Here is a 23,271-nt window from a genome sequence, read left to right as displayed (position 1 = left end):
TCGTGGCGTCCTGACGAGCCTGCCACGTTCGCGGAAGACACTCGCCAGAGGAGACGAGGATGACCGGACCCGCTCGGGAGACCACCTCGACGGAGGAGGTCCGCCTGGCCGTCTACACCGGCTTCGCCCGTACCGGCCGCGCCCCCGGCGTGCCGGAGCCGGCCGCCCGCACCGGGCTCACCCCCGCCCAGGTGGGCCGGGAGCTGCGGCGCCTGCACGCGCTGTGGCGACTCGCCCGAGGCTGGTACGCCGGACGTATGGAGCGCGGGTACATCCGCCGCGAGCCCGCCACCGCCGCCGCCTACTTCGCGGAAGTCGGACTGCGCGGCCTCTTCTGGGGACTGCCCTCCGCCTGGGGACTGCCCTCCGCCTGAGGACGGCCGGGGCCCGAGGGAGGCGCCCCGGCCGTCCTGGTCACGGCGGCACTGTCACGGCCGCACTGGTCACGGCCGGTCGGCGACGGTCAGCGGACGGCGCGCAGCGCGTCGACGATGCCGGAGCCGTAGAAGCCGTTGCGGAGCGTGCCGCCCTCGCAGACGTGCGTGGCGGTCACGGTGGTGCCGTTGGGCAGGTGCCGGGTGTAGGTGAAGGCGGGCGGGTTGGGGCAGGCGGTCCTGGTGGCGCTCGCCTTGAGCGCCGTCTCCACGATCGCCGGGGCGAGCGTCTTGCCGCCGTGGCGCCGGTCGTGGTGCCCGAACCTGCTGACGATCAGCGCGGCCACACCGGCGGCGCGCGGGGACGCCATCGAGGTTCCCTGCAGGTACTGGTAGTACCCGCAGACCGCGCCGGCGCAGTCGCGGACCACGTGGTCGACGTTGGGGGTGCCGTCGGCGTTCAGCTCCCCGCGCGCCCTGGCCAGCGACTCCGGGTAGGCCGAGAGCGTCGCCCTGGTCACGTCGCGGGTGTTGTCCGCGGTGTCGTACACGTCGCCGCCGGGTGCGGAGACGTCGACGTAGCGGTTGCCGAAGCTGGAGAAGTACGACTTGCGCTTGCTGACGCCCAGCGACGAGACGCTGATCACGTGCTGGCCCTCGGCCGGCATGGAGACGCAGCTCGGCGGGACCGTCCGCTCGCGCGGGGTCTCGCCCGGCTCGCTGGCGAAGTTGGGGCTGGCGGTGTCGGTGTAGTCCTTGGTGTAGTCGGCCGCCTGGTTGCCGGCCGCGGCCACCAGCGTCACGCCGCGCCGGTGGGCGTAGTCGAGGGCACGCTGGGCGGCCTTGACGATCGTGGCCTGCTCGGCCCGGTCGGCGGCGGAGTCGGCCGGGTTGTCGGTGCAGTTGAACAGCCACGGGTCGATGTAGTAGCTCATGTTCACCACGTCGATGCCGTGGTCGCCGGCGTAGGTCAGCGCGTCCACGCTCGGCTGGAGGAAGAAGTAGCCGGAGTCCTGGCCGACGCGCAGGTTCACGATGGAGACCTTGGGGGCGACGCCCGCGATGCCGAGCCGGTTGATCGGGGCGGCGATCGACGAGGCCACGTGGGTGCCGTGGTCGTTCTCGTCGACGTCGGCGGGGTCGTCGCACGAACGGTCGGGCTCGGCCTCACACGGCCCGTCGACCTCGTTGCCGTCGGCGTCGACCGGGATGTCGACGGTGAAGTTGCGGCTGAGCGCGGCGTTGAAGTTCGGCGCGATGTCGGGGTGCGAGCCGTCCACGCCCGTGTCGAGGACGCCGACGAGGACCTCCTTGCTGCCCTGCTGGTGGCGGTGGGCGCCGTCGGCGGTCGCGTGGATCTGCTTCATGTCCCACTGCAGCTCGGCGAGCGGCTCGGCGCCGGGGGCCGGGCGGCCGCGGCCGGTGGTCGCGGCGGCGCCGTGACCCTCCTTCTCGACCGCCCTGGCCTCGATGGCCCTGCGGACGCCCGCGGAGGCGCGGGCGGACTCGGGCACGCTGCCGATGGGGCGGTTGTGCACCACTCCCTCGATCTCGGCGCTGTCCCGGGCCGCGGCCGCGAAACCGGCGTTGGTGGTGGTGACCGTGGCCAGCCCGACGGCGGTGTTCTCCTTGACGACCGTTCCGCCCGCGGCCTCGACGGCCTGCCGCGCGTGGGTGGCGCCCTCCTTGTAGAGGACGACGTACTCTGTCTTGGTTTCCGAAGCCAGGTCCAGTTGCCGGGCCTGGGTGGGGGTGACCAGGGTGGCCGCGACCAGGGTGGTGGCGGCGGCGACGACGGCGACGCGTTTCACGCATACCTCCGTGTGAGGACAGATTCGCCGTCACTGTGAAGGGGAATCCGCGTCCGGCCTAGAGCCTCGGCGATTTGTGGCCAAGGCGTGATCCTTACCCGGCGCCTTCCTCGCGTGGCAGAGTTCCATCATGACCATCGTCACCGCAGACCTGTACGACGAGCGAGGCGACCGGCTCGACTCCTGTGACCTGCAGCTCCGCCAGTACGGCGGCCGGAGCGCCTTCGCCGGCGCCGTCGCCACCGTCCGCTGCCACGAGGACAACGCCCTGCTCAAGTCGATCCTGTCCGAGCCCGGCGAGGGCCGCGTCCTGGTGGTGGACGGCGGCGGCTCGCTGCACGCCGCCCTCATCGGCGACGTCATCGCCGGCCTGGCCCTCGCCAACGGCTGGGCCGGTGTGGTCGTCAACGGCGCGGTACGCGACGTCGCCGCCCTGCGCGAGCTGGACCTGGGCGTCAAGGCCCTCGGTTCCAACCCCCGCAAGGGCGGCAAGCAGGGCACCGGCGAGCGCGACGTCCCCGTCACCTTCGGCGGCGCCACGTTCCGCCCCGGCGCCGAGCTGTTCAGCGACGACGACGGCATCCTGGTGACGCGCGGCTGACACTCCTCGCGGCCGGAGCCGGCACCGGTACGGCCGCCGTGCCGGCGGTCCTCCTCGACGGGGCGATCTCGGCACGGCGCGACCCGTCATCCGGGTCACACGATCCGCTTGGCGCCGGGCAGCGAGCGCACCAGGTAGGCGAGTCCCCAGCACAGCGGCAGCGCGATCACCACCGCGACGGCGAACTTGACGACCGCGACCGCGTGCAGCCCGCGCAGCGCGTACCCCACCGCCACCAGCACCAGCGGGTGGACGACGTACACGGTGTAGGCCTGCTCGGACAGGAACCGGCCACGTGGCCCCTGGCGGTCGAACCGGTCACGGAACCACACCACCAGCGCGATGATCAGGCTGACCGCGAACGTGGACTCCCAGGTGGCCATCAGCGCCTGCGACACCGGCCCGCCGGTCAGGGACAACGGCAGCAGCGTCACGCTCACCGCACCGGCCGTCAGGAAGCCGAGGCGCGCCGCCTGCCGCGGCAGCGTCTCCAACCAGCCGCGCCGGAAGGCGACCAGGCCGGCGGCGAACATCGCGACGTACTGCGGCAGGCACTGCGGTGAGGGCAGCCCGAGCACCGGCACGTAGGTGCCGGTCGGCACCGCGAACCGCCACAGGAACGTGACCAGCGACAACCCGAGCGCGAACAGCACGATCCAGCGGGGCCGCGGCACGGACACCCGCGCCTCCACCGGCCTGCCGGCACGCCGCCAGAGCGCGTAGCCGAGGACGAAGACGATCAGCACCTCCACGAACCACATCGGGCCCGGGTCCCACGAGGTGAGGTAGAACATCCAGTACGGCATGCCGTCGTGCTCGGCGTACGCGCTCCAGGTGAGCAGGGGCCGCAGCAGGACCGTGAAGGCCAGCAGCGGGACGCCCAGCCGCAGCAGCCGGTCCCGCACGAACCCTCGCGCGCCCTTGCGGTCGTAGGAGCCCGGCGTGAAGAAGCCGGAGATCAGGAAGAAGAACCCCATGAAGAACGCCTGGTCGATCACGACGACCAGGTCGAGCAGCCGCCCTGACGGGTCGCGCGCCGGCTCGACGTAGTACCAGAGCGGGATGTTGCCGTACGTCACCGCGACGTGGTGGATCACCACCATCACGGTGAGCACGATCCGCAGGTTGTCGATCGCCAGGAGCCGGGTCGCGGCCCGGGGCGCCGGCATCGTCTGCGCGCTCACGTGCGCACCGCCCGTTCGAAGAGGTCGGCCGGCTCGGCGGCGTGCGCATCGAGGTCGTGCTCGGGGTGGGCGTCGCGGAGGTTGATCTCGCCCAGCGCGCGGAGCCGGGTGCGGTGGGCGCGCATGTGCTCGGCGACGGCGACGTGGTGGGAGATGACGCCCTTGCTGACGCCGGTGTGCTGGGCGATGCGCGCCGGCGACGCCTGGGCGAACCCGAGGTCGGCGAACACTTCCACCGCCGAGGCGATGGTCTGCGCCCGCCGGCCCTCTTCGATGAACGACCCGGCTTTCTGGCCGCTTAACTCCTTTTTTGACCGCATGGCCAAAATTTAGCACGTACGGACAGGTAGTGGCGCGCCGGCCGGGCGAGACGGGTCCGACCTGAAGCCCACGCCGGCCGGGTACGCCCCGAGAAGATCTCTGACGCCGGTGTCGAAATCGCGCTCCGCGGCTTCGACCTACCGGTGACAGGCAAGGCCGACCGAAGGAGCGCACGATGCAGAAGATCACCACGTACCTGTGGTTCGACGACCAGGCCGAAGAGGCCGCCGAGTTCTACACCTCGCTCTTCGCCGACTCGCGCATCGTCTCGGTCCAGCGGTACGGCGACGCCGGGCCGGGGCCGGCGGGCCAGGCCATGATGGTGACGTTCGAGCTGGCCGGCCAGCGGTTCCTCGCGCTGAACGGTGGCCCGCAGTTCACCTTCACCGAGGCGATCTCGCTGTACGTCGACTGCGAGACGCAGGAGGAGGTCGACGCGCTGTGGACCAGGCTCACCGAAGGCGGCGAGGAGACGCGGTGCGGCTGGCTGAAGGACAGGTGGGGCCTGTCCTGGCAGATCATCCCCCGGGCGCTGCCCGAGCTGCTGAGCGACCCCGACCCGGTGAAGGCCCAACAGGTCATGAAGGCCATGCTCGGCATGCAGAAGATCGACATCAGCGCGCTCGAAGCAGCCGCCGGCCGCTGACCGGCGGCAGGTGAGCATTGTCGGTGGCGTGGGGCACCATCGGACTTCCGAGCTCTGAACACGAACGGGAGACCGCGGTGCCCCCCACGAACCAGCAGGTGATCGACCACGCGTTCCTCCAGGCCCTGTACGACGACGACTACTACCCCGACCAGGTCGTCGACCAGGGCAGGGCCATCCTCCTGAGGTTGTGCGAGCGGATCGAGGCCGACCGCCCGGCGGACCTGGCGGCGCTCTACGCCCTCACGGAGGCCGCGACGGAGGAGTTCAACGACCTGGAGGCGGCCTTCGAGGCGGCCGGCAGCGAGATCGAGACGGTCGCCCGGGAGGTGATCGCCGACGACTTCCGGTTCGTGGCGTCCGCCTACGGGTTCGCCGAGGCCGACGCGGAAGAACTGATCGCCGCCCGCGAATGGTGACACCATGGTGAGCCGCCCCCGGCCCAGGCAGCGTGGCCGGTCGGCCCGACGAGAGGCGATCATGACACGTGCGTACCTCCGGCCGGACGATGTGCGCGACCTGGTGGCGGAGCAGTTCGGCACCGGCCGGCGGCTCACCGCGCTGGACCGGCTGACCGGCGGCAGCAAGAAGGGGGTCTACCGGCTCCGTCTGGACGACGAGACGACCGCGATCCTCTACGTGTGGGCGGCCGGCGAGAACTACTGGCCGCCGTCGCCGACCGTCCCGGACGACCCGTTCACCGACGCGTCGGGCGCCGAGCTGTTCGCCGCCAACCACGCGGCCCTCGCCGCCGCGGGTGTCCGGACCCCACGGCTGCTGACACTCGACCGCAGCGGCCGCCACCTCGACGCCGACGTCGCGCTGGTCGAGGACGTCGGTGCGGTGAAGCTCGAAGCGTTGATGCGACACGACCCGGCCGCGGCCGCCGCGCCGCTGGCCACGCTCGGTGACGCCCTGCGCCGCATGCACACCACGCTCGGCCCGCACTACGGCAAGCTCGCCGCCATCGCCCGCGGCGAGGCGTCCCAGATTCGGCGCGCCGAGGACGTCATCGTGGACCGGGCGCTCGGCCACCTCGACGCCTCGGCCACCCGCGACGCCCGGCTGGCCGAGGCGCATGACCGGATCGCCGGGCATGTGCGTCACCTCCGCGGCGCGGTCGCGGCACGCCAGACGTACGGGCTGGTGCACGGCGAGCTCGGGCCGGACCACGTCCTCGTCACGCCCGCCGGCGAACCCGTCGTGATCGATTTCGAGGGTCTGACGTACTTCGACGTCGAGTGGGAGCACGCCTGGCTGCAGATGCGCTTCGGCGCGGCCTACCGGGCTCTGCGTCCGGTCGATCTCGACCCCCACAGGCTGGAGCTCTACCGGTACGCGCAGGTGCTGTCGCTGATCGAGGGGCCGCTGCGGATCGCGGACACCGACTTCCCCGACCGGCGATGGATGCTGGACCTGGCCGAATGGAACATCACCAAGGCGCTCGCCGTCGTCTGACGCCACGCCCTCGCGCCGGGCGCCGTTCCCGGGAACTCACGTGCCTGACAGCCCCACGAACGCCTTGACCACCCGGCCTTGAGGCTGCCCGTGGATCTCTATGCTCTCAGCATGGACACGGCGGAGACCGTCCCCGACACCTGGCGGCCTGGGCGGGTGGTGGTGATCGTGCCGACGGTCGTCGCGGCCCTGGCGACCGTGTGGGCGACGAGCGTTCCAGGTTGGTACCTGATATGGCTGGCGTTGATCGCCAATGTCTGGGTCTTCATCGGTCTCGTTTGGCTGCTCACGTTGGGCCGCATGCTCTTCAGGCGTGAGCCTTTGGCGCGGTTGCGTCGCGACTGGCCGGTGTGGTCACTGCCGCCCCTGGTCGTTCTGCTGGTGTGCGGATTGGTATACGTGGGTGCGCCGCTGGAGGCGCGCTTCGCCCTGTCACGCCCTGCCCTCGACGACCGCGCCCAGGCCATCTCACACGGCACTCCGCTGCCCGCAGACGACGAATGGATAGGGCTGTTCCCGGTCGAACGGGCCGAGAGGATCCCTGGCGGAGTGCGTTTCGCCATCGACGGCACCGGGTTTCTCGGTACCGCCGGATTCGCCTGGAGCCCTGAGGGGGAACCACCGGAGCACGACGGCGAGGATCTCTACGAACACTGGCACGGCCCCTGGTACCTCTGGAGTGAGTCCGGCTAGGGAGCCTTCCACCCGGGTGGCGATCGCCCCAGTCATCTGGCTTCGCACCTGATCCCAGAAACAGTCCTCAGTCGCCCCCGCCCCCGCCCCCGCCTCCACCTCCGCCGTCGCCGCCTGAGAAGTCGCCGCCGTCGGAGCCGCTGCCGGAGTCGCCGTCGTCACGCGGCCACCCCCGGCCGGAGGCGGGCCGGGGGTGGCCGGACGGCTTCCGCGAGGTGGTGCTGCCGGTCGTCAGCGACAGCACCAGCATGCCGACGAGGAGCAGGACCACGGCCGGAATGCCGATCGCCACCACCGTCGAGACCGACATCTGACCATCTCCTCCGGGTCAAGGGAGGTTCATCGTAGCGATCGCGTACTCCCCCGAGCACTGTCCCGCGCGTCACGTTGCATGGGCATGCACTCCTGTGTATATACTTCTACTCGTGTCCAAGGTACTCACCTCCCTGCCTGTCGGCGAACGTGTCGGCATCGCCTTCTCCGGCGGCCTCGACACCTCTGTTGCGGTCGCGTGGATGCGCGAGAAAGGTGCAGTGCCGTGCACCTACACCGCCGACATCGGCCAGTACGACGAGCCCGACATCGCCTCGGTGCCGGGCCGTGCCACCGCGTACGGCGCGGAGGTCGCCCGGCTGGTCGACTGCCGCGCGGCTCTCGTCGAAGAAGGCCTCGCCGCCCTGGCCTGCGGCGCTTTCCACATCCGCTCCGGTGGCCGCACCTACTTCAACACCACCCCGCTCGGCCGGGCCGTGACGGGCACCCTGCTGGTGCGCGCCATGCTCGAGGACGACGTGCAGATCTGGGGTGACGGCTCCACCTTCAAGGGCAACGACATCGAGCGGTTCTACCGCTACGGCCTGCTCGCCAACCCCTCCCTGCGGATCTACAAGCCGTGGCTGGACGCCGACTTCGTCAGCGAGCTCGGCGGCCGCCGCGAGATGTCCGAGTGGCTGCTCGCCCGCGACCTGCCCTACCGCGACAGCACCGAGAAGGCCTACTCCACCGACGCCAACATCTGGGGCGCGACCCACGAGGCGAAGTCGCTCGAACACCTCGACACGGGCATCGAGATCGTCGAGCCGATCATGGGCGTCCGCTTCTGGGACCCCTCCGTCGAGATCGCCCCCGAGGACGTCACGATCGGCTTCGAGCAGGGCCGCCCGGTGACCATCAACGGCAAGGAGTTCGCCTCCGCCGTGGACCTGGTGCTGGAGGCCAACGCCATCGGCGGCCGGCACGGCATCGGCATGTCCGACCAGATCGAGAACCGCATCATCGAGGCCAAGAGCCGGGGCATCTACGAGGCGCCGGGCATGGCCCTGCTGCACGCCGCGTACGAGCGGCTGGTCAACGCGATCCACAACGAGGACACCCTCGCCAGCTATTACGCCGAGGGGCGCAAGCTGGGCAGGCTGCTGTACGAGGGCCGCTGGCTCGACCCGCAGGCGCTGATGGTGCGCGAGTCGCTGCAGCGCTGGGTCGGCACCGCCGTCACCGGCGAGGTGACCCTGCGCCTGCGCCGCGGCGAGGACTACTCCATCCTCGACACGTCCGGGCCGGCGTTCAGCTACCACCCGGACAAGCTCTCCATGGAGCGGACCGAGGACTCCGCCTTCGGACCGGTCGACCGCATCGGCCAGCTCACCATGCGCAACCTCGACATCGCCGACACCCGCGCCAAGCTGGAGCAGTACGCGGGCATCGGCATGGTCGGCAGCTCGCACCAGACGCTCATCGGCGCCGCTCCGGCGGCCCCGACCAAGCTGATCGGCGCGATGCCCGAGGGCGGCGCCGAGGCGATCGCCTCCAGCGGCGAGGCCCCCGCCGACGACGAGCTGCTCGATCACGCGGCGATGGAGTCCGGCACCGACTGAGCCGTCACGACCTCTCGACCCCGCCGAGCACCGGCATCGGCCGCTCGGCGGGGTTTTCGCTGTCCGGGAGCCTCCGGCTGCCCGGGCCCACCGCCTTTACGTTGTAGATTCTCAAGCGTCCGGAGTCTCGGGCAGGTCGTAGAAGCGGGTGGCGGTGCCGCCGAGCACGGCGGCGCGCTCGGCCTCGGACAGGCCCGACAGCAGCACGCCCGTCTCCCGCCACACCTGGGCGTAGTCGCCGGCGAGCAGGGCCACCGGCCAGTCGCTGCCGAACATCAGCCGGTCGGGGCCGAACACCTCCAGCGCGTGCTCCACGTACGGCCGCAGGTCGGCGGCGCTCCACGTCAGCGGGTCGGCCGCCGTGTTCAGCCCCGACACCTTGGCGTGGACCTGCGGGTACTCGGCCGCCCTGGCGATCAGCGACGCCCACGGCTCCCAGCCCTTCTCCCTGATCGGCGGCTTGGCCAGGTGGTCGATCACCATGCGCAGGCCGGGCACCCGCTCGGCCAGCACCGGGATGTGCTCCAGGTGCCGGGGCAGCACCGCCACCACGTCGAAGGGCAGGCCCGCCTCGGCGAGCAGGCCGAGGCCCTCGATCACGGTGTCCTGGAGCAGCCAGTCGGGGTCGGGCTCGTCGTGGATGAGGTGCCGGATCCCGGCGAACTTCGGGTGCGCGCGGTGGCGCGCGAGTGCTTCGGCGGCCTCCTCGGGGCGGTGCAGCGGCACCCAGCCGACCACCGCGCCGACGAAGTCGTGGGCGTCGGCCTGCGCCAGCATCGCGTCGGTGTCGGCGTAGGAGTCCATCGACTGCACCAGGACCGTGCGGTCCACCCCCGCCGCCGCGAGCTGCGGGATCAGCTCGTCGGGCTCGAACGTGCGGTGGATGGGGCCGTGTTCCGGCGTCAGCCAGGGATAGGTGCCCGTCTCCAGGTTCCAGAAATGCTGGTGGGCGTCGACGACGGACATCCCGTCTCCTCACACGATCAGACGATTGAGCGTGCACAACGTAGAGCCGTCCGGCGAAGGGCGTCAAAGCCGGTCGGCGGGCGGTTGCCCCAGCTCCAGTGTGATGTCGTCGGGGCCGGATGAGGTAGCAGGCCGCCCTGGTCCACGCGCTCGGGCGCAGGCGGGCCGGGTCAGGGGGCCGGGTCAGGAGGTCGGGTCAGGGGGTCGGGTCAGGGGGTCGGGTCAGGGGGCTGCGGAGTGTCGGGGGTGGGCCAGCCGAGTTCGGCGTGGAAGGCGGCGCGGGCCTCGGCGAAGGCGGTCCGGTCGAGGACGGCGCCCGCGTGCGGTCCCGCTGTGACGGGCTCGTCGTACAGGCGGTCCGGGAGCTCGCCGGGGCCGCCGCCCTCCCGCTCGGCGTAGGCGCGCAGTTCGTCGAGCCGCCGCTGCCCCGCCTCCAGCAGGTCGTCCAGCGTGAACTCCGCCCCCAGGACGGCGGTCACCAGCGCGGTGAGGTGGTCGATCGTGAGCGGCCGGGCCGGCGAGGAGGCGAAGACGCAGAGGTTGAGCGCGTCGAGCCCGCTCCACAGCCGCAGCAGGCGGGCGCTGCGGACGCCGCGTTCCTTGTCCAGCCGGCCCGCCGGCGCGGGCTCGGCGCCGACGCGCGCGGCCTCCGCGAAGCTGTACGTGAGCCCGAGGTCGGGGTCGAAGACCAGGTCGTGCTCCAGCGCGTCGTACCGGGGCCCTCCGGGCGCGACGGCGTACCCGAGGCCGAGCCCCGGCTGGACACGCGGGTCGAAGCAGGGCAGCTCGGCGCCCCTGACCGTCATCGCGTACGGCACCGTCGCCGGTCCGAGCCACCGGGCGGCCCGCACGGAGCCCTCGGCGAGCAGGTCGCCCAGGGGCCTGCCGCGCTGCGCGACGTCCCGGACCAGGCGCGGCAGCGCGGCCGCGTCACCGAACGCGGGCCCGCCGGGCAGCAGCCCGCGTCCGGCGCACTCCATGGCGAAGGCCAGCGTGCCGCCGAGGGACACGGGATCGAGGCCGAGGTCGTCGCAGAGGGCGTTGGCGGCGAGGACGGCGTCGAGGTCGTCGATGCCCAGGTTCCAGCCGAGAGACAGGAACGCCTCCTGCCCGAGGCCGCCGGTCCTGCGTTCGGGCAGGTCAGGCGGGGCGTACACCTTGAGGCAGTCGTTCGGGCAGCCGGGACAGCCGCCGGAGGTGGCGACCGCGCGGCCGTCGTAGCCGGCGGCGGCGGGGACTCGCAGGCCGTGCTCGCCGGGCACGGAGAAGTTCCGGACGGAGGCGTACCCGGGGGCGGGCGGTTCGCCGCTCCACCCGGCGAACCCGGGCTCGCCGTGCTGGAGCGCCGCGAGCGGGTTCGAGGCGAGGCGGTCGCGGTAGTGGGCGGCCAGCGCCTCGACGGCGGCCGGGTCGGCGACCTCGGCCGGGGCGTCGCCGACGCATACGACGGCCTTGAGGTTCTTCGACCCGAAGACCGCGCCGAGCCCGTATCGGGCGGCGGGGAAGGCCAGGTCGGTCACCACGCTCGCGTACCTGACCAGCCTCTCCCCCGCCGGGCCGATGGCCGCGACGTGCGCCCGCTCGCCGTGGCGGGCCCGCAGCGCGTCGGTCGCGGCGGCCACGCCGTACCCGCGCAGGTCCTCGGCGTCGTGGACGGTCACCTCGCCGCCCTGGACGAGCAGGTACGACAGCCGCTCGGCCCGTCCCACGACGGCCAGCGCCTGGGCCCCGGCTCCGCGCATCCCGGCCGCGAACGGCCCGAGGGCGTGCGCTTCACCCGCCACGCCGGTGAGCGGCGACTTGGCCAGGAACACGGCCTTGGCCAGGCCGGGCGCGGCCGTGCCGCCGAGCGCTCCGGCCGCGACGAAGAGCAGCGCCCGGTCGTCGTACGGGTCCAGCCCGGCGGGGGTGCGCTCGGCCATCAGGCGCAGGCCGAGGATCGTCCCGCCGAAGTGCCCGGCTGAGCGGTACTCGCGTTCCACGGTCCCGCTGGTCAGATCGACGATGAACGTCACGGAAGCTCTCCTCGGGCAGGGGTGGTGCGGGGGACGGGACGGCGCGGCGCCCGGATCGCCGCGCGCGTGGGGGGCGCGGGGGGCTCGGCCGTACGTTCCCAGAAGCGGCACGACATCACATAACCCCCAAATGTCGCAACTCATCTCAGCCACCCGAGCGCGGTTCACGGCCCTCCCGTCCCCTGCCGGGCGGAGGCCGTCCGCCGCGATGCCCGAGGGTCGGGGCCGCGACCTCACAGGCCGCTTTCGAGCAGGTCGATCAGCAGGCGGATGGCCTCGCCGGCCTGGGGGTCCAGCAGCGCGCCGCCGCCGGGGTGCTGGTCGCCCTGGCCTACCCGACACTCCCTCGCCGCGGCCGCGCTCCGGCTCCGGCACGCGTGATCATGCCCCTCCAGACGGGACGGGTCGCCGGGCGCGGCCGTCCGGCCGGAGGCGGGGCCGTAAGAAATCCTTAAGCGGGTACCGCCAGGCTGGAGGCACACGAAGGCGGCGGGCCGGTCAGGCCTCGCCGAGACGAAGGAGTCACAGATGGCAAGCAGGCTGGTCGTTTCGACGTTCGTGTCGCTGGACGGTGTCATGCAGGCCCCGGGCGGGCCCGGCGAGGACGACGCGAACGGCTTCCCGCACAGCGGATGGCTGCCCCCGTACGTGGACGAGGGGTTCGGCCGGATCATGGGCGACCAACTCGAACGCGCCGACGGCATGCTACTGGGCCGCAGGTCGTACGACATCCTCGCGGCGCACTGGCCCGGCGTGCCCGACGAGGAAGGCGGCGCCAAGATCAACAGCATGCCGAAGTACGTCACCACGCGGACGCCGATGGACGCCGGGTGGCGCAACACGCGGGTCCTGGTGGGCGATGCCGCGCAGACCGTCGCCGACCTGAAGCGGAGCACCGACGGCGAGATCCTCGTGCAGGGCAGCAGCGACCTGCTCCGCACGCTGCAGCGGGCCGAGTTGGTCGACGAGTACCGCCTGCTGGTCTTCCCCGTCATCCTCGGCGAGGGCAAGCGGCTGTTCGCCGAGGGGACCGCGCCGGCCGGGCTGCGGCTCACCGGGTCCACCGCGACGGACGCCGGCGTCGTCTACGTGACCTACGAGTGGGCGGGCAAGCCGTCCTACGGGTCGGTCTAGCCGGGAGACGGCTCGTCGAGAGTCGCCGGGCCTCGCGCCGCTGCAGGCCGAGGGCCCGCCGTACGGGGTCCGCGACCCGAGGTCAGGGCGCGGACGGGAGCCCGGCTCAGCGACGTGACCGGCGACCTGCCGCGGTCCCCGACGAGCTGAGCGCGGCCGTTCCCGGCCGGTTCGTGGCGCGTCTCGTCGCCGCCACGTAGGAGCGGATCGTCTCCAGGAACAGTGCGATCACGATGAGCCCGAGCATCCCGTGGTACCACTGCCAGCCCACGCCGATGCCGACGAACCCGTCCAGGACCATCGTCCCCGCCCCGCCGCCGACGGCCAGCAGCATCACGCCCAGCACCGGCAGCATCAGCGGCCGCGGCACCCTGCGCCCCACCGGCGTGACGGTGGCGACCACGACGCACGCGCCCAGCAGGCCGGACGCGACCGCGAGCCACTGCGCCACGCTCACGTTCATGAAGTACGCCTCGTGCTCGGCGGCAGACACGGCGGGGCCGCCGGGAAACCCGAGCCGGGCCTCCAGGGCGACGACGGCCTTGCCGGCGGCGTACCCGAGGAACAGCACCGCCAGCGCGTACGCCGGCCAGCGTCGTGGACGATCAGAAGCAACCATGACCGTAACCGTAGGGTCGGCGCACCGGCCGCCCCTCCCGCGAGCGGGGGAATCCCCTCCCCCGTACGAGGGAACGGCGAAACGGCGGGCCGGGGACGCTCCCGTCCCCGGCCCGCCGTCGCTCGCGCCCGCCGCCGTCAGAACGGCTGGTTGTCCACCGAGTTGACCTTGATGGCGGTGATCTTGATGTGCTGCATCCGCACCGTCGGGCTTCCCGCGGGCTTGGTGCAGGCGAAGCTCAGTTGCCCGGTGCTCGGGAAGTGGTGCACGACGTTGAGGGAGAGGCTCTGGGTCGCGTGCGGGGCGAGCGTGACGGGCGCCTGGTCGGTGGCCGCCCCGCCTGCCGCGCTGATCGTGCAGGTGTAGGCGATCGCCGAGGCGCCCTGGTTGGCCGCCGAGAGCTTGGCGGTGATCGTGTACGCCCCGGCACCCAGGAACGTGCTGAAGCCGGGGCTGATGGAGTTGGAGTGGACCAGCTCGTTGTTCCAGCGGCTGATCACCTCCGGCGGCGCCGCCTCGGCGCGGGTGGCGTTGCCGGCCACCAGGGCCGCCGCGGACACCGCCACCACCAGCGCGGACATGCGCAGGAGGCGTGACCTCGGCGTCACCGTTGGGGATGTGGACATGTGTGCTCCTGAAGAGGAAGGAAGGTCTCCCGCGCGGGCTGCGCGGGGGCGGCACGTCCGCGACGGTCGAGGCGGCTGACTCGCCACAGCGCGTGCACTCCCCAGTGGACCCCGCCGGCGCCCGCCCCACCGCGCACAAGTGCACAAAGCCGGCCGGGCACTTCGCCGTTGCGGAATCGTGCCACCTGACGTACGCGGCCGTCCTCCCGTACGACCGAAAACCCCCAGCGTGCGGGCGCAATGCGGCGATATGGTGCGTTCGTGGACAGTCTGGAGAGCCTCGTCATCACCCGCCGGTTACGCGTGCCCCTGGAACCCGTCGAGGCCCCCGCCGGGGCGAGTCCGGAGTGGGGCGGGGTGGCCGCCCGCCAGCTCGACGCCGCGCTGCTGAGCGTCGGCTTCACCTGCTCGCCGGCGCTGCTCGAACGGTTGACGAGACTGCCCGGGCAGGCCGTGATGGACCTCGGCGTACGCGTCCTGGCCACGGTGCGCGGCCTGGTCGGCGACCACGTCCGGCACAACGCCTACTTCGTCGACTTCCCCCGCAACGTCCCGGACACCCTGGAGTTCTGGGCCGGCCTGCTGCGTGAGGCCCTGCTCGACCCGGTCGCGGCCGAGCGACTCCGGCCGGGGACGCTCGACCTGCTGACCCTGCCGCGCTACGGCCGTTACCAGCACGCCTACGCCGACCTGCTGGCCGCGCACGCCGAGCTGATCCCGCTGGCCGGGGACCGGGTGACCGTGCTGGAGGCGGGCGGGAGCCTCGCCGCGGAGGCGCGTGACCTCTACTTCTCGCTGGCGGGGTCCGAGGCGCCGCCGGCCGCCGAGGACCTGGCGGCGCTGCGCCTGCTGGCCGCGTTCTGCGCGGAGGAGCCCGACCGCATCCCCGTGCGCGAGAACCGCGCCGTCGTCAACGAGGCGCGGCTGGCCGCCGGCCGGCCGTTGCTCGTCGACACGGTGACCGACGTACTCCGGCTCGCCTGCGCCTGCTCCGGCGGCGACGTCACGCTGGCCGTGCCCACCAGGTTCCGGTCGTTCCGCCGCGCCGAGCGGCGGGCCCTCCTGCGGGCGCTGGACACCGTCGCGTCCCCGGCCAAGCTCGGCGACGTGCCGCGCCACCGGGAGCCGTGGAAGCGGCTGGGCGAGCGGCTGCACCCCCACGAGCATCCGCGGTTCCCCCGCGCCGCCCAGGTCTTCGAGGTGGCCAGGGGCGTCCGCGCCGCCGCCGGTCTCGACAGCCGGGTCGAGGCCGCCCTCGCGGCGGGCCGGACGGCCGACGCCGTCACGTTGCTGGCGAGCACGCCCGGCGCGCTGCTGCGCCGCCTGGACCACCTGCTGCGGACCGCGGCGTCCGAGGCGGACGTGCTGGGCGCCGCGGAGCGAGCCCTGCCGGGCGCCTCCGGCCGCGTCCTGCTGTCGCTGCGCGAGCACCTGCAGAACCGGCTCGCCCCCGCCGCCGGCCGCCTGTTCACCAACCGGTACGGCCGGGCGTGGACGGCCACCGACTCCCGCCCGCCGCTGGCGGAGAAGATCCTGACGCGCGCCCTGGCCATGCTCGACGAGGAGATCACCGGCCGCCTCCCCGAGCTCGGCGAGCTGGTCGTCGATCCCGACCTGCTCGACGTCGCCCTGCCGCTGTCCGGCAAGTCCGTCGTCCCCGGGCTCGGCATGCTGCCCCGCGGCTCGGTCACGGCGGTGGACGGCGAGTTGCTCAGGTTCTTCGTCCACTGGCGCCAGGCCGCGCGGCGTACCGACTACGACCTGTCGGCGCTCATGCTCGACGCCTCCTACGGCGACGCTGAGCACATCTCGTGGACGAACCACGCCAACGGCTTCGCCGAGTACTCGGGCGACCTGACCGACGCCACCGACGGCGCGTCGGAGTTCGTCAACATCCGGCTCGCCGAGGCGACCCGGCCGATCATCATCCCCCAGGTGCACGTCTACGCCGGGGAGCGGTTCGACGAGGCGGCCGAGGCGTTCTTCGGGTACATGACCAGGGACGCCGCGCAGGAGGGCCGGCCGTTCGAGCCGCGCACCGTGCGGATGAAGTCCGACCTGCGGGGCTCCGGTCAGGTCGCCCTGCCGCTGGTGTTCCTGCGCGGCGACGACGGCGCGTGGCGGGTGAAGTGGCTGCACCTCTACCTGAAGGGATACCCCGGCTTCAACCAGGTGGAGGGCAACCAGGCGGTCGCCTCGCGGCTGGTTCGCACGATCGTGGAACGCGACCACCTGCGCGTGCGCCACCTGGCCGAGCTGATGCGCGCGAAGAGCTCCCCGGGCGGGCCGGTCACCTTCATCGGGCTGCAGGCTCCGGCGGACCTCCCGCCGGGGTCACGGGTGTACACGCCCGCGACGCTGCACGAGCTGATCCCCGCCTGATACGGTGGGGCCCGCGAGGCCATGGGAGGGCTTCCTTCTCAAAACCCATTGATCTCAGTCTTCCCGCCTTCCTCGCGTCCCGGTCGTGAGGCCATTCGGGGGCTTCCTTCTCACCTGGTTCGAATCCAGGTAGGCCCGAACGGGCCTACTGGCACTCCAGCTCCCGAGCCTTCCTCACGACCGGTCCCGCGCCGGGCCCGTCAGCGGTCCAGGACGTGCAGGGCCGGCGGGCCACCGCTCAGCGCCACCGGGCCCGTCCCGGTGCAGACCACCACGTCGGCCACCCGCGCGCCGAACAGGTCCGGCACGTAGATGGCCGGCTCCAGGCAGAGCGTCATCCCGGCGGCCAGCGCCGCGTCCTCCCCCGGCCACAGCCGCGGCCCCTCCTCGTGGCCGAGACCCACGCCCCGGCCGGCGCCCGCGGCGGCGAACCGGCCGTACCCGCTGCCGTCGATCACGTTGCGCACCGTGGCGGCCACGCCGGCGGCCGTGGCCCCCTCGCGCATCGAGGCGAGGGCCGCGGCGTGCGCGGCCAGCACCACCGAGTACATGGCCTCGAAGTCGTCCGGCGGCTCCGCGACGGCGAACACCCGCGCCACCTCCGCGCAGTAGCCGTCCCACCGGCCGCAGACCGACACCAGCAGCGCGTCACCGGGATTGATCACGCGCTCGCCCGGCCGGTGCGCGGGCCGGGCGGTGTGCTCGCCCGCGGCCACCCGCAGCGACAGCACCGCCTCGCAGCCCGACTCCAGCAGCAGCCCGCGCAGCCTGGCCGCCATCGCCCGCTCGGTCACGCCGAACCAGGCCAGCTCCCGCACCTGGGCGAGCACCGCCTCGGCAGCCGCGGCGGCCCGCCCGATCGCCTCGACCTCGGCCGGCTCCTTGCGCAGCCGCAGCGGCGCCAGCACGGCCGTGGCGGGCACCACCTCGGCCTCGATCGACAGCCCGAACAGCTCGTGGACCCGCATCTCCGGGTCCACGCCCACCCGCCGCGCCCGCGGCGGGACGAGCCGCGCCGGGTCGGCCGTCTCGGCCACGGCCGCGGCCGTGACCACGAGGAAGTCCTCGCCCGTACCACCGAGGAACCGGAAGTCCGGCGACGGGCGCAGCACCAGCGCGTCGATCTCGCCGTCGGCCATGGCCGCCCGCACGGCCGCCAGCCTGCCGTCGGGTGTCACGCGGGCTCGTGCAGCCAGCAGGCGACGGGACCGAAGGCGGGCTCCTTCTCCCGGCAGACGTCCATGGCGAGCGGGCAGCGCGGGTGGAAGCGGCAGCCCGCCGGCGGGTTCGCCGGGTCGGGCACGTCGCCGGGCAGTTCGGCCGGCAGCACCCCCATCCCGTCGGGCTTGGGGATGGCCTGCAGCAGCGCCCGCGTGTACGGGTGGCGGGGGTCGGCCCACACCTCGGCCGTGTCGCCCACTTCGACGATCTTCCCGAGGTACATGACGGCGATCCGGTCGGCGATCAGCCGCACCACCGACAGGTCGTGGCTGATGAACAGCAGGCCCGCGCCGGAGTCCACCGCCAGGTCCCGCATCAGGGTGGCGACCTGCGCCTGGGCCGAGGCGTCCAGCGCCGAGATCGGCTCGTCGCCGATCAGCAGCCGGGGCCCGGCCGCCAGCGCCCGCGCGATGGCGATCCGCTGCCGCTGCCCGCCGGAGAACTCGTGCGGGTGCCGCGCCGCGAACTCCCGCGGCAGGCCCACCCGTTCCAGCAGGTCGGCGGGCGCCGTCGTGCGGTCGCCGGCGGTGCGCAGCCCGTCGGCGATCTGCTCGCCGACGCGGCGACGCGGGTTCAGCGACGCGTACGGGTCCTGGAACACCATCTGGACGGCGGTCAGCGTCCGGCGGCGCAGCCCGAGAGGGGTGACCGGCCGGCCCTCGAACGTGATCGAGCCCGCCGTGACCGGGTTCAGCCCGCAGACGGCCCGGGCCAGCGTCGACTTACCGCAGCCCGACTCGCCGACCAGGCCCACGACCTCGCCCGGCTGGACGGTGAGGCTCGCCCCCGCCACGGCCCTGACGACCGGGCGGCCCGGGGACCGGTGCTCGACGACCAGGTCCTCGATGTGCAGCGTCATGCGTTCCCCCCTGGCTGTCCCGGCTCCCCGGGCAGTGCCTCCAGCAGCGAGCGGGTGTAGGCGTGCGCGGGCTCGCGCAGCACCCGGCCCCGCGGGCCGGTCTCGACGACCAGGCCGTCCTTCATCACGCTCACCTCGTCGGCGATGGCCGACATGACGCCCAGGTCGTGGGTGACGAGCAGCACGGCCAGGCCGAGCTCGTCGCACAGGCCGCGCAGCAGCCGCAGCACGCCCGCCTGCACCGTCACGTCGAGCGCGGTGGTCGGCTCGTCGGCGATGAGCACCTTGGGCGAGCAGGCCAGCGCGATGGCGATGGCGATGCGCTGCCGCATCCCGCCGGAGAACTGGTGCGGGAAGCGTCCGTACGCCTCCTCGGCGCCCGGGATGCGCACCTTGCCGAGCAGTTCGACGGCCCGGGCCCGCGCCTCCGCCCTGCCCAGGCCGAGGTGGTGGCGCATGTGCTCGGTGAGCTGTCTGCCGACCGTCAGCATGGGGTGCAGGCTGGTGGCCGGGTCCTGGAAGACCATGGCCACCTCGCCGCCGCGCACCTTGTTGAGCTCCTTGGGCGGCAGCGTCAGCAGGTCGCGCCCGCCGAGCGCGATCCGGCCGGTGGCCCGCGCGCCGTGCGGCAGCAGGCCGAGCACGGCCAGCCCGGTCATGGTCTTGCCCGACCCGCTCTCCCCGGCCAGGCCGTGCACCCGGCCCTCCGCCAGGCTCAGGTCGACGCCGCGCAGGATGTCCCGGCCGCCGAGCGACACCTTCAGGTCCGTGATCTCCAGCGTCACAGGGCACGCTCCTTGATGGCACGGGCCGTCCGGGGGTCGAGGGCGTCGCGCAGGGTGTCGCCGAGGAAGTTGAACGCCAGCACCACGGTGAGGATGGCCAGGCCCGGGAAGGTCGCCACCCACCAGCTGTCGAACACCTCGACGCCCCCGGCCACCATCGCGCCCCACTCCGGGGACGGCGGCTTGGCGCCCAGGCCGAGGAACGACAGGCCCGACAGCAGCAGCAGCGCGGTGCCGATGTCCAGCGTCGCCAGCACCAGGATCGGGCCGGTCACGTTCGGCAGCACGTCCACGCGCAGGGAGCGCCAGGCCGAGAAGCCCAGCAGCCGCCCGCTCAGCACGAACTCGCGCTCCCTCACCCCCAGCACCAGGCCCCGGGTGACACGGGCGTAGGCGGGCCAGGCCACCACCAGCACGGCCAGCACCGCGTTGGTCAGGCTGGCCCCGAGCGCCGCCGCGACGACCATGGCCAGGATGACCGTGGGGAAGGCGAACACCAGGTCGGCCACCCGCATGATCGTCTCGTCGACCCACCGGCCGAAGTAGCCGGCGCAGGCGCCCAGCAGGCCGCCGACCAGTACCGAGAGCGCGACCAGCAGCATCGTCAGCGGGATCGACACCCGCGCGCCGTAGATGACCCTGCTCAGGATGTCGCGGCCGAGCTGGTCGGTGCCGAACCAGTGCCCGGGACCGGGCGCGGCCAGCCGAGGCAGCTCCTGGGCGAGCGGGTCGTACGGGGCCAGCAGGGGCGCCGCCAGCGCGATGACGAGCCAGGCGAGCGCCACCGCGGCGCCGACGACGGCGAGCGGCCGCCGCCAGGCCTCGGGGAGCCGCCGCGTCAGCCCTTTGCGGCTCAGGGGATCCCGTTTCACTGCAGCCTCACTCGGGGATCGATGACGCCGTACAGCACGTCCACGATCAGGTTGATGACCAGGTACACCACGCCCACGACCAGGCCGACGCCCATGACGGCGGGCAGGTCGAGGGTGGTGGCGCTCTTGTAGGCGTACTGGCCGATGCCCGGCCAGGCGAAGATCGCCTCGACCAGCACGGTGCCCGACAGCAGGCTGCCGAAGGCGAGACCCGCCACCGTGATGATCGGCACCAGCGCCGAGCGCAGCACGTAGCGGAACAGGATCACCCGGCCCGGCAGCCCCTTGGCCCGAGCGGCCCGTACGTAGTCCTGCCCCAGCACCTCCAGCACGGCCGACCGGGTGAAGCGGGTCAGCAGGCCGATGGTGTAGAGGGCGAGCACGAGCGCCGGGGTGACCAGGTGACCGGCCGCCGAGGCGAAGATGTCCCACCGGCCGGCCAGCAGCGCGTCGATCGTCTGCAGCCCGGTCACTGGCGGCGCGCCGCCGAGCGCCGGGTCCACCCGGCCGCTGCCCGGGGTGATCTGCAGCCGGTAGAAGAAGACGTAGAACGCCACGAGTGCCAGCCAGAACGTCGGCACCGAGATGCCGATGAGGCTCAGCACCCGGAGCAGGTGGTCCGACAGCCGGTCGCGGCGCAGCGCGGCCACCACCCCGAACCCGACGCCCAGCACCAGGGACACCAGGATCGCCGCGCCGGCCAGCTCCAGGGTCGCGGGCACGAACTCGGCCAGGTCCTGGCTGACCGGGCGGTGACTCTGCTGGCTGGTGCCGAAGTCGCCCTGCAGCAGGCCCCGCAGGTGCAGCGCGTACTGTTCCCAGAGCGGCTTGTCCAGCCCGTGCTCGGCCCGCCACTGGGCGACGATGGCGGGGTCGCCGAGCGCCCGCTGGCCGAGGTTGGCGGCCACGGGGTCGCCCGGCACCATGTTCGTCAGCACGAAGGTCACCAGCGTGATGCCCCATGCCAGCAGGACGGCGGTGAGGAGCCGGCGGACGAGGAACCGGGCGAGCGGGTGGGAGCCCCGCCGCCGGGCGCGTGCCGGTTCCGGCACGCGGTCCGGCTGGAGGGTCTTGCCCGAGGCTGTGTTCGACACCTTGTTCGACACCTTGTCGGATATCTTGTTGGATACCTGGTCGGATACCGCTCGCGGACTCTACTTCACGCCGAGGTCGGCGACGTCCACGGTCCACACCGGGTGGTACTCGAGGCCCGTCACCGAGGCGGCGGTGACGATGTTCTGGCTGGGCTGGATGAGCGGGATGAACGGGCCGGAGGCGTTGAGCTTCGTCTGCATGTCGGCGTAGGCCTGCTTGCGCAGGTCGTCACCCACGGCGACCGCCGCCTTCTCGCCCGACTCCTCGACCGTCTTGTCCGAGCCGGCCTTCCACCCGGCCCGCTCGCCGACCGTCTTGCCGGGCAGGAACACGAGGTAGTCGCTGGGGTCCGGGTAGTCCGGGCCCCAGTACCACAGGCCCATCTCCTCCTTGCCGTTGCGGTAGTTGTCCAGCGCCGTGGTGACCGGCGCGGGGTTCAGGTCCACCGTGATGCCGACCTCCTTGAGGTTGGCCTGGATGCGCTCGGCCAGCGGCTGGAAGGACAGGCCGTTCACGGTCAGCTCGCTCGGGTACTCCAGCTTGACCGTCGGGTTCGACAGGCCGCTGGCGGCCAGGGCGGCCTTGGCGCCCTCCAGGTCACGCTTGGCCGCCTGGTCCGCGCCGAGCGCGCCGAGGATCTGCGACGGGATGACGCCCGGCGCCTGCGTGGCGCCCTCGCCGGCCAGTTCCAGCAGGCCCGCGTAGTCGACGCCCTTGCGCACCGCCTCGACGAACTTGGCGTTCGGCGTGGTCTTGCTGATCTCCTGGTTCTGGTTGGCGAACAGGAAGATGACGTTGGCCGAGGAGGTCTTGTCGACCTGCAGGTTCGCCGGCATGCCGGCGACCTGGTCGCCGGAGAGGTTGAGCGCCACCTGGCTGTCGCCGCGCTGGACGTTCAGCTTCTGCGTGGCGGCCTCGACGTTGCGGATGACGACCTTGTCGTAGGCGGGCTTGGTGCCGTAGTACTTCGGGTTCGCCTTGAGCACGACCTGGCTGCTCACGTTGAACGACTCGATCAGGTACGGGCCCGAGCCCGCGGACGTCGAGTTCAGGTACTGCTCGGCCTTGTCCTGCGGGTCGGTGGTGGCGCCGTTCTGCTTGGCGAGCTTGCTGTTGATGATGCCGAGCGCGGGGTTGGGCAGGATGTACGGCAGGGCGGGGTTGGCCTGCTTGGAGGTCAGCGTGATGGTCGAGTCGTCGGCCTTGGCCACCTCGACGCCGTCCAGCAGGAACGACGGGGTACCCTTCATGTCGCGCACCCGGGTGAGCGAGAAGACCACGTCATCAGCCGTGATGGGCGAGCCGTCGGCGAACGTCGCGCCCTGCTTGAGCTTGAGGGTGACGACCTTGCCGTCCTCCGACAGCTCGTACGACTCGGCCAGCGCGGGCACCGGCTTGGTCACGTCGCCGCCGTCGAAGGTGAGCAGCGTCTCGTAGGTGGCCTTGCCGACGATCAGGCCCGTCGGCTCGTACGTCCGGCCGGGGTCGGCCGTCTTGAGGTCGAAGGACGTGTCGATGACGAGTGTCTTCGCGCCACTCTGGGCGGCCGGGGCCTGGGCGCCGCCGCTTCCGCAGGCGGCGAGGGCGAGAGCACCGGCGAGCAGCACAGCCGCCGTCTGGGAACGGGTCGCCATGGTTGTCCTCCAGATGGACGATTAGCCGAAAGATGTCGAGGATTGTCCGGCAGAACGTCCAGGCGTTGTGTAGTTACTGAGACGTATATATCGAGGGAAGG

At 72.6% G+C, this 23,271-nt stretch carries 23 protein-coding genes; 9 read left to right on the top strand and 14 right to left on the bottom strand.

Features of this window, described 5'->3' with window-relative positions:
- The first annotated feature begins 59 nt into the window (after window positions 1–59).
- The gene (locus FHU36_RS17285) at window positions 60–374 is read left to right on the top strand and encodes a hypothetical protein (RefSeq protein WP_185085016.1); all 315 of its coding nucleotides are present in this window, start codon (window positions 60–62) and stop codon (window positions 372–374) included.
- A gap of 89 nt (window positions 375–463) precedes the next feature.
- On the opposite strand, the gene FHU36_RS17280 is transcribed toward FHU36_RS17285, so the two are convergent.
- A complete protein-coding gene (locus FHU36_RS17280; protein ID WP_312891658.1) occupies window positions 464–2,185 on the bottom strand; it encodes a S8 family peptidase in 1,722 nt (573 codons plus the stop codon).
- Between the two features lie 130 nt (window positions 2,186–2,315).
- Here FHU36_RS17280 and rraA point away from each other — a divergent pair, with 130 nt between their 5' ends.
- Window positions 2,316–2,786 (top strand): ribonuclease E activity regulator RraA, encoded by a 471-nt coding sequence (gene rraA, locus FHU36_RS17275; protein WP_185085015.1) that lies wholly within the window; start codon window positions 2,316–2,318, stop codon window positions 2,784–2,786.
- A gap of 95 nt (window positions 2,787–2,881) precedes the next feature.
- Here the strand turns inward: rraA and FHU36_RS17270 are convergent, their stop codons facing one another.
- Together FHU36_RS17270 and FHU36_RS17265 are read right to left on the bottom strand one after the other, a co-directional pair.
- Complete coding sequence (locus tag FHU36_RS17270; RefSeq protein ID WP_312891656.1) at window positions 2,882–3,970, bottom strand: acyltransferase family protein; 1,089 nt, start codon at window positions 3,968–3,970, stop codon at window positions 2,882–2,884.
- Window positions 3,967–4,290, bottom strand: a complete 324-nt coding sequence (locus FHU36_RS17265; RefSeq protein ID WP_185085014.1) for a TetR family transcriptional regulator — start codon at window positions 4,288–4,290, stop codon at window positions 3,967–3,969. Before FHU36_RS17265 ends, FHU36_RS17270 begins: the two co-directional genes overlap by 4 nt.
- A gap of 176 nt (window positions 4,291–4,466) precedes the next feature.
- Between FHU36_RS17265 and FHU36_RS17260 the strand changes: the two genes are divergently transcribed.
- The 4 genes from FHU36_RS17260 (at window position 4,467) to FHU36_RS17245 (ending at window position 7,088) form a co-directional block, all read left to right on the top strand.
- The gene (locus FHU36_RS17260; protein WP_185085013.1) at window positions 4,467–4,937 is read left to right on the top strand and encodes a VOC family protein; all 471 of its coding nucleotides are present in this window, start codon (window positions 4,467–4,469) and stop codon (window positions 4,935–4,937) included.
- 77 nt (window positions 4,938–5,014) lie between these two features.
- Window positions 5,015–5,356, top strand: a complete 342-nt coding sequence (locus FHU36_RS17255) for a DUF5713 family protein (protein WP_185085012.1) — start codon at window positions 5,015–5,017, stop codon at window positions 5,354–5,356.
- A gap of 61 nt (window positions 5,357–5,417) precedes the next feature.
- Window positions 5,418–6,395: a phosphotransferase family protein gene (locus tag FHU36_RS17250; protein WP_185085011.1), complete on the top strand. Its 978-nt coding sequence runs from the start codon at window positions 5,418–5,420 to the stop codon at window positions 6,393–6,395.
- Between the two features lie 111 nt (window positions 6,396–6,506).
- Window positions 6,507–7,088, top strand: coding sequence for a hypothetical protein (locus FHU36_RS17245; RefSeq protein WP_185085010.1), 582 nt, complete (start codon window positions 6,507–6,509; stop codon window positions 7,086–7,088).
- Window positions 7,089–7,155: 67 nt separating this feature from the next.
- Here the strand turns inward: FHU36_RS17245 and FHU36_RS17240 are convergent, their stop codons facing one another.
- The gene (locus FHU36_RS17240) at window positions 7,156–7,398 is read right to left on the bottom strand and encodes a hypothetical protein (protein WP_185085009.1); all 243 of its coding nucleotides are present in this window, start codon (window positions 7,396–7,398) and stop codon (window positions 7,156–7,158) included.
- 115 nt (window positions 7,399–7,513) lie between these two features.
- Between FHU36_RS17240 and argG the strand changes: the two genes are divergently transcribed.
- A complete protein-coding gene (gene argG, locus FHU36_RS17235) occupies window positions 7,514–8,962 on the top strand; it encodes an argininosuccinate synthase (RefSeq protein ID WP_185085008.1) in 1,449 nt (482 codons plus the stop codon).
- A 111-nt stretch (window positions 8,963–9,073) separates the two neighbouring features.
- On the opposite strand, the gene FHU36_RS17230 is transcribed toward argG, so the two are convergent.
- A complete protein-coding gene (locus FHU36_RS17230) occupies window positions 9,074–9,928 on the bottom strand; it encodes an amidohydrolase family protein (RefSeq protein ID WP_185085007.1) in 855 nt (284 codons plus the stop codon).
- A 209-nt stretch (window positions 9,929–10,137) separates the two neighbouring features.
- The gene (locus FHU36_RS17225; protein ID WP_185085006.1) at window positions 10,138–11,943 is read right to left on the bottom strand and encodes an aldehyde ferredoxin oxidoreductase C-terminal domain-containing protein; all 1,806 of its coding nucleotides are present in this window, start codon (window positions 11,941–11,943) and stop codon (window positions 10,138–10,140) included.
- 528 nt (window positions 11,944–12,471) lie between these two features.
- On the opposite strand from FHU36_RS17225, the gene FHU36_RS17220 reads away from it, so the two are divergent.
- Window positions 12,472–13,077 (top strand): dihydrofolate reductase family protein, encoded by a 606-nt coding sequence (locus FHU36_RS17220; protein ID WP_185085005.1) that lies wholly within the window; start codon window positions 12,472–12,474, stop codon window positions 13,075–13,077.
- Window positions 13,078–13,183: 106 nt separating this feature from the next.
- Here FHU36_RS17220 and FHU36_RS17215 read toward each other — a convergent pair whose 3' ends face one another.
- Together FHU36_RS17215 and FHU36_RS17210 are read right to left on the bottom strand one after the other, a co-directional pair.
- Window positions 13,184–13,696 (bottom strand): hypothetical protein, encoded by a 513-nt coding sequence (locus tag FHU36_RS17215; protein WP_221496396.1) that lies wholly within the window; start codon window positions 13,694–13,696, stop codon window positions 13,184–13,186.
- A gap of 137 nt (window positions 13,697–13,833) precedes the next feature.
- Window positions 13,834–14,322 carry a hypothetical protein gene (locus tag FHU36_RS17210; protein WP_185085004.1) on the bottom strand — a complete coding sequence of 163 codons (489 nt, stop codon included), beginning with the start codon at window positions 14,320–14,322 and terminating at the stop codon, window positions 13,834–13,836.
- 261 nt (window positions 14,323–14,583) lie between these two features.
- Here FHU36_RS17210 and FHU36_RS17205 point away from each other — a divergent pair, with 261 nt between their 5' ends.
- Window positions 14,584–16,704, top strand: a complete 2,121-nt coding sequence (locus FHU36_RS17205; protein ID WP_312891655.1) for a TerD family protein — start codon at window positions 14,584–14,586, stop codon at window positions 16,702–16,704.
- A 200-nt stretch (window positions 16,705–16,904) separates the two neighbouring features.
- On the opposite strand, the gene FHU36_RS17200 is transcribed toward FHU36_RS17205, so the two are convergent.
- Genes FHU36_RS17200 through FHU36_RS17175 form a run of 6 tightly spaced genes read right to left on the bottom strand, consistent with a single transcriptional unit; the run spans window position 16,905 to window position 23,170 of the window.
- The gene (locus tag FHU36_RS17200; RefSeq protein WP_312891654.1) at window positions 16,905–17,882 is read right to left on the bottom strand and encodes a M24 family metallopeptidase; all 978 of its coding nucleotides are present in this window, start codon (window positions 17,880–17,882) and stop codon (window positions 16,905–16,907) included.
- Window positions 17,879–18,784 (bottom strand): oligopeptide/dipeptide ABC transporter ATP-binding protein, encoded by a 906-nt coding sequence (locus tag FHU36_RS17195; protein WP_185085002.1) that lies wholly within the window; start codon window positions 18,782–18,784, stop codon window positions 17,879–17,881. The genes FHU36_RS17200 and FHU36_RS17195 overlap by 4 nt, the downstream gene beginning before the upstream one ends.
- The gene (locus tag FHU36_RS17190; RefSeq protein WP_185085001.1) at window positions 18,781–19,569 is read right to left on the bottom strand and encodes an ABC transporter ATP-binding protein; all 789 of its coding nucleotides are present in this window, start codon (window positions 19,567–19,569) and stop codon (window positions 18,781–18,783) included. The genes FHU36_RS17195 and FHU36_RS17190 overlap by 4 nt, the downstream gene beginning before the upstream one ends.
- Window positions 19,566–20,441, bottom strand: coding sequence for an ABC transporter permease (locus FHU36_RS17185; protein ID WP_185085000.1), 876 nt, complete (start codon window positions 20,439–20,441; stop codon window positions 19,566–19,568). Before FHU36_RS17185 ends, FHU36_RS17190 begins: the two co-directional genes overlap by 4 nt.
- Window positions 20,438–21,535, bottom strand: coding sequence for an ABC transporter permease (locus tag FHU36_RS46345; RefSeq protein ID WP_312891653.1), 1,098 nt, complete (start codon window positions 21,533–21,535; stop codon window positions 20,438–20,440). Before FHU36_RS46345 ends, FHU36_RS17185 begins: the two co-directional genes overlap by 4 nt.
- Window positions 21,536–21,595: 60 nt before the next feature.
- Window positions 21,596–23,170, bottom strand: coding sequence for an ABC transporter substrate-binding protein (locus FHU36_RS17175; RefSeq protein WP_185084999.1), 1,575 nt, complete (start codon window positions 23,168–23,170; stop codon window positions 21,596–21,598).
- Between the last annotated feature and the right edge of the window lie 101 nt (window positions 23,171–23,271).

Origin of the sequence: Nonomuraea muscovyensis (assembly GCF_014207745.1) — a bacterium.
Taxonomy (GTDB): Bacteria; Actinomycetota; Actinomycetes; order Streptosporangiales; family Streptosporangiaceae; genus Nonomuraea; species Nonomuraea muscovyensis.
This window is presented reverse-complemented; position numbering and strand designations above follow the sequence as displayed.

Coding starts and splice junctions, on each gene's coding strand:
- FHU36_RS17220 (WP_185085005.1), top strand. CDS start 12,472: ATGGCAAGCAGGCTGGTCGTTTCGACGTTCGTGTCGCTGGACGGTGTC.
- FHU36_RS17250 (WP_185085011.1), top strand. CDS start 5,418: ATGACACGTGCGTACCTCCGGCCGGACGATGTGCGCGACCTGGTGGCG.
- FHU36_RS17175 (WP_185084999.1), bottom strand. CDS start 23,170: ATGGCGACCCGTTCCCAGACGGCGGCTGTGCTGCTCGCCGGTGCTCTC.
- rraA (WP_185085015.1), top strand. CDS start 2,316: ATGACCATCGTCACCGCAGACCTGTACGACGAGCGAGGCGACCGGCTC.
- FHU36_RS17245 (WP_185085010.1), top strand. CDS start 6,507: ATGGACACGGCGGAGACCGTCCCCGACACCTGGCGGCCTGGGCGGGTG.
- FHU36_RS17260 (WP_185085013.1), top strand. CDS start 4,467: ATGCAGAAGATCACCACGTACCTGTGGTTCGACGACCAGGCCGAAGAG.
- FHU36_RS17285 (WP_185085016.1), top strand. CDS start 60: ATGACCGGACCCGCTCGGGAGACCACCTCGACGGAGGAGGTCCGCCTG.
- FHU36_RS17240 (WP_185085009.1), bottom strand. CDS start 7,398: ATGTCGGTCTCGACGGTGGTGGCGATCGGCATTCCGGCCGTGGTCCTG.
- FHU36_RS17215 (WP_221496396.1), bottom strand. CDS start 13,696: ATGGTTGCTTCTGATCGTCCACGACGCTGGCCGGCGTACGCGCTGGCG.
- FHU36_RS17265 (WP_185085014.1), bottom strand. CDS start 4,290: ATGCGGTCAAAAAAGGAGTTAAGCGGCCAGAAAGCCGGGTCGTTCATC.
- FHU36_RS17210 (WP_185085004.1), bottom strand. CDS start 14,322: ATGTCCACATCCCCAACGGTGACGCCGAGGTCACGCCTCCTGCGCATG.
- FHU36_RS17195 (WP_185085002.1), bottom strand. CDS start 18,784: ATGACGCTGCACATCGAGGACCTGGTCGTCGAGCACCGGTCCCCGGGC.
- FHU36_RS17230 (WP_185085007.1), bottom strand. CDS start 9,928: ATGTCCGTCGTCGACGCCCACCAGCATTTCTGGAACCTGGAGACGGGC.